The following is a 3504-nucleotide window of genomic DNA, read 5'->3' on the forward strand; positions in this document are numbered from 1 at the left end:
GCTCGACCTTGATGACGTCGGCGCCGAACCACGCCAGCAGCTGCGTGCAGGTCGGGCCGGACTGGACGTGGGTGAAGTCCAGAATCCGCACACCGTCGAGAGCCTTACCCATCTCCAATCCCCTTTTTGACGTATTCCCGAAGTTTTTGACCGTGGCGGCCCGCCCGCTCGGGAGCGGGCCGCTCCCCCATTTCTTGAACAGACCGCCGGCCTTACTGGCCCGGCATCTTGCGCACCGTGCTGGTCGGGTTGAGGCTGCCGATGTTGCCGCTCTCAGACCCCGCCGCCGGATCGATGGCGGCGTTGATGAGCGTCGGCTTGCCGGAGTCCATGGCCTCGCTGACGGCGCGGTACAGCTCGTCCGGCGTGGTCACGTGCACGCCGACGCCGCCGAAGGCCTCCATCATCTTGTCGTATCGGGAGTCCGGCACGAACACCATCGGCGACGGATCGGCACCACCGGTCGGGTTGACGTCGGTGCCGCGGTAGATGCCGTTGTTGTTGAAGATGACGATGGTGACCGGCAGGTTGTAGCGGCAGATGGTCTCCACCTCCATGCCGGAGAAGCCGAAGGCGCTGTCGCCCTCGACGGCGAGGACCGGCTTGCCGCTCTCCACCGCGGCGGCGACGGCGTAGCCCATGCCGATGCCCATCACGCCCCAGGTGCCGACGTCCAGGCGCTTGCGCGGCTGGGCCATGTCGATGATGCCGCGCGCCAGGTCGAGGGTGTTGGCGCCCTCGTTGACCAGCATGGCGTCCGGCCGCTCGGCGACGACCCGGCGCAGCGCTCCCAGCGCGCCGTGGAAGTTCATCGGCGAGGCGTTGCTCATCAGCTTCGGCGCCATCTTGGCGATGTTCGCCTCCTTGCGCGCGTTGACGGTGTTGATCCACTCCGCCGCGGGCGGGGTCCACGAACCGTCGAGGCCGGCGCTCAGGGCCGCGATGCACGAGCCGACGTCACCCACCAGCGGGGCGACGATCTCGACGTTGCTGTCCATCTCCTTCGGCTCGATGTCGATCTGGATGAACTGCTTCGAGCCCGGCGCGCCCCAGGTCTTGCCCTTGCCGTGCGACAGCAGCCAGTTCAGGCGGGCGCCGACCAGCAGCACCACGTCCGAGTCCTTCAGCACCGTCGAGCGGGCGGCGCCGGCCGACAGCGGGTGGGTGTCGGGCAGCAGGCCCTTGGCCATGCTCATCTGCAGGAAGGGGATGCCGCTCTTCTCGACGAAGGCGCGGATCTCCTCGTCGGCCTGGGCGTAGGCGGCCCCCTTGCCGAGAATGATCAGCGGACGCTTGGCGCCCTTCAGCACGTCGAGCGCGCGGGTGACCGCCGACGGGGCCGGGATCTGCGCCGGGGCCGGGTCGATGACCTTGACCAGCGACCGGCGTCCCTCCTCGGCGTCCACCACCTGCGAGAACAGCTTGGCCGGCAGGTCGAGGTAGACGCCGCCCGGACGGCCCGAGCACGCGGCGCGGATGGCGCGCGCCACGGCGATGCCGATGTCCTGCGCGTGCAGCACGCGGAAGGCGGCCTTGCACAGCGGCTTGGCGATGGCCAGCTGGTCCATCTCCTCGTAGTCGCCCTGCTGCAGATCGACGATCTCGCGCTCGGACGAGCCGGAGATCAGGATCATCGGGAAGCAGTTGGTGGTGGCGTTGGCCAGCGCGGTCAGGCCGTTCAGGAAGCCCGGGGCCGACACGGTCAGGCAGATGCCCGGCTTCTTGGTGAGGAAGCCGGCGATCGCGGCGGCGTTGCCGGCGTTCTGCTCGTGGCGGAACGAGATCACGCGCATGCCCTCGCCCTGCGCCAGACGCAGCAGGTCCGAGATCGGGATCCCGGGCACGGCGTAGAGATTCTCGATGCCGTTGAGCTTCAGCGCGTCGAGGACGAGCTGAAAGCCGTCCGTCAGCGTCTGCGGCGCGTCGGCCTGGTTGGCTTCGTTGGCTTGGTTCTTGACCATTACTGCAGCCGCACTTGACATTACGGTAACTCCTCCCCGAGTTCCTGAAGATTCAGCGTCGGTCAATCAAGAAAATCGCAGTGATTTTCAACAAAGTGCGCCAGGCCGAGCGTGTGCTCGCGCACCCGGCGCTCCGCCAGGTCGGCGTCGCGGGTCATCAGGGCTTCAATGATCTCGCGATGCTCGACGATGGACTTTTCCGCACGGCGGCCGCGGCGCATGGTGACGCGGCGGATCGCCCGCATGTGGATGAAGAAGCGGTCGGTCAGGTCGGCGATCAGGGTGCACCCCGACGCCTGGATGATCGCCTGGTGGAACGCGATGTTGGCGTCCGAGTACTCCAGCACGTGATCGGCCAGCTCGCCTTCCGAGAAGCGGTCGAAGGTGGCCTCCAGGTCGGCGACGCTGAGGTCGGTCGCGCGCTCGACGAACAGGCGCGCGGCCATGCCCTCCAGGGCGGCGCACACCGTGATCATCTCGACGATTTCGGCCTTGGTCTTGCGCACCACGTAGATGCCGCGGCGGGGCTGCGAGCGGATGAACCCCTCCTGCTCCAGCAGCGCCATCGCCTCGCGCACCGGGGTGCGGCTGACGCCGAGCGCCTCGCAGAGATGGCGTTCGTCCAGGCGGATCTCGTTGCGCTCGCCATAGATGTCCATCTGCGTGATGGCGTGGCGAAGCGCCTGATAGGCCTTCGCCTTGAAGCTCATGCCCTGGTCAAGGGGCTCTACGGAGAATCTCACACGATCCATGGCGGTTTCCGTCCCTGTGCTGCGCCGCGTCCTGCAGGCGTTGCCACCCATCTTGTGGTCCGTGGGTTTGAATTGGAGATACGGTATACCAGATGCCAATCAGGGCGCAAGCGAATATGTTCGGGCGTCAAATTGTTTTGGTGGGAGGCGAATGCCGGCCTCTGCCCAGCGTCAACGCGGCCTTGAAAGCCTTGCTTTCCGCACCCGGACGCCTTGGTGCAACCATCTCAGCCCCACCGGATCGAACGCGTCGCTGATATTTGGTATACCGTATTCATGTGCCGCATGGCTGGTATACATTATCCACGCTGTTCGCGTCACCAGCCGCGGGTTACACATGAACCCGGGACTACACGCTTTCCTCCCTGTAGATTCCTCCCCCTACGGCTCCGCGGCTCACCGCCGACGGAGCCTTCTTTTTGGGCGCGCACCCGGAAACGGAAAGCCCCTCCCCGGCGGTGCCGGGAAGGGGCTTCGTCCAGGTGCGGGCGGGAAGGCGCGGCGTTACGCGTGCTCGGCCGCCTTGACGACCTCTTCGGTGACCTTCTTGGCGTCGCCGAAGAGCATCATGGTGTTGGGCCGGAAGAACAGCTCGTTCTCCACGCCGGCGTAGCCGGAGCCCATCGAGCGCTTGATGAAGAACACCGTCTTGGCCCGTTCCACGTCGAGGATCGGCATGCCGTAGATCGGGCTCTGCGGGTCGGTCTTCGCCGCCGGGTTGGTCACGTCGTTGGCGCCGATCACGAACGCCACGTCCGCCGTGCCGAAGTCGCGGTTGATGTCCTCCAGCT

At 66.5% G+C, this 3504-nt stretch carries 4 protein-coding genes; all 4 read right to left on the reverse strand.

Translation table 11 applies throughout. The features are described from left to right. Window positions 1–112, reverse strand: a 112-nt coding sequence (locus TSO221_RS34550; protein WP_146209010.1) for a CoA transferase, incomplete at its 3' end; no start/stop codon positions are given. Window positions 113–212: 100 nt separating this feature from the next. After that, window positions 213–1961: an oxalyl-CoA decarboxylase gene (gene oxc, locus TSO221_RS34555; RefSeq protein WP_109122965.1), complete on the reverse strand. Its 1749-nt coding sequence runs from the start codon at window positions 1959–1961 to the stop codon at window positions 213–215. 62 nt (window positions 1962–2023) lie between these two features. Further along, window positions 2024–2713: a GntR family transcriptional regulator gene (locus tag TSO221_RS34560; protein WP_109122966.1), complete on the reverse strand. Its 690-nt coding sequence runs from the start codon at window positions 2711–2713 to the stop codon at window positions 2024–2026. A gap of 504 nt (window positions 2714–3217) precedes the next feature. Further along, window positions 3218–3504, reverse strand: a 287-nt coding sequence (locus tag TSO221_RS34565; protein ID WP_146209011.1) for an NAD(P)(+) transhydrogenase (Re/Si-specific) subunit beta, incomplete at its 5' end; no start/stop codon positions are given.

This window comes from Azospirillum sp. TSO22-1 (genome assembly GCF_003116015.1).
Taxonomy (GTDB): Bacteria; Pseudomonadota; Alphaproteobacteria; order Azospirillales; family Azospirillaceae; genus Azospirillum.

Bases quoted from the DNA above. Each gene is read 5' to 3' on its own strand.
- oxc (WP_109122965.1), bottom strand. From the start codon at position 1,961: ATGGTCAAGAACCAAGCCAACGAAGCCAACCAGGCCGACGCGCCGCAG.
- TSO221_RS34560 (WP_109122966.1), bottom strand. From the start codon at position 2,713: ATGGATCGTGTGAGATTCTCCGTAGAGCCCCTTGACCAGGGCATGAGC.